The 1,008-nt window shown below is 73.9% G+C and carries 1 protein-coding gene; it reads right to left on the minus strand.

Going from position 1 to position 1,008, the window contains the following annotated elements:
- Nucleotides 1-364: 364 nt before the first annotated feature.
- Entirely contained in the window at nt 365-907 is a 543-nt protein-coding gene (locus AOK22_RS41215; RefSeq protein WP_055703348.1) for an MFS transporter, read from the minus strand.
- Nucleotides 908-1,008 lie beyond the last annotated feature (101 nt).

Here is a 1,008-nt window from a genome sequence, read left to right on the forward strand (position 1 = left end):
CCACCCACCCGCCCTTCCACCTGTCCTGGATGCAGCGGAATCCCGAGATATTTGGGATGAATGGGGCGGGTAAGCGAGAAAACGCTGCGAAGCAGCGACGCGGGGGGATGTGGTGCCGGAGGCATTGGAGGCCTCGCAGGGCGTGGTGCGGGCAGTGCTCGGTGACCCCTCCCGGTGGCGTGCCGTCCGAGTGAGGAGGGGCCCCGCCCGAGAGCTCAGGGCGGCGTAGAAAGCCCCTCCGGGCAGCGCAGGGCGACTTCGAGAGACCCCGCCACAAAACGCAGGGCGACACGGAAGGCCCCGCCAAAGCCCAAGGAGACTTCGATAAGCCCCGCCCGGCAGCGCAGGGCGGCCTTCGGTGGGCTCACGGGGCGCGCCGTACCGCGTACGCAAGCGCCGCCGCCACCTCCAGCGCCGCCGCCACAAGCAGCGCGCCCGACAGGGAACGTGCCGCCAGCGGTCCCGCGACCGCCGCCCCCGCCGCGAACCCCGTGATCTTCAGGCTCGCGCCCGTCGTGAAGATCTGGCCGCGCAGCCGCACCGGCGCCTCCCGGTGACGTATCGCGAACAGCGCGGTGAGCTGGGGCCCTTCGCCGGCCCCGGCGAGCAGCACGGCGGCGATCACCGGCACCGGCCGGCACGTCGCCGCGAGGGCGAAGGCCACGGCCATCACGAGCGTGCTGCACCACATGATCGCGTCCGGAGTGAGCAGGTTCGGGCGCCGGGACAGCAGCGCGTTGGCCGCGAGCGCGGAGACGGCCAGCCCGGAGAGCAGCATCGCCCCCTCCCCCGATCCGCCCAGGACCCGCTCCCCGAGCAGCGGCGCGCAAGCCGTCAGCGCGCCCGCCCCGGCGCAGGAGATCACCGAGGCCGTCGTCGCGCGGGCGAGCGCCGGGGTACGGGCCATCAGCCGTAGCCCGGCGGCCAGTTCTGCCAGAAGTGCCCTCGCCTCCCGAGACAGCCGCCGTCCACGGCTACGCCCGCGCACCACCAGAGGTCCCCCACCCC

Origin of the sequence: Streptomyces silaceus (genome assembly GCF_001419745.1) — a bacterium.
In the GTDB taxonomy this organism is placed as follows: Bacteria; Actinomycetota; Actinomycetes; order Streptomycetales; family Streptomycetaceae; genus Streptomyces; species Streptomyces silaceus.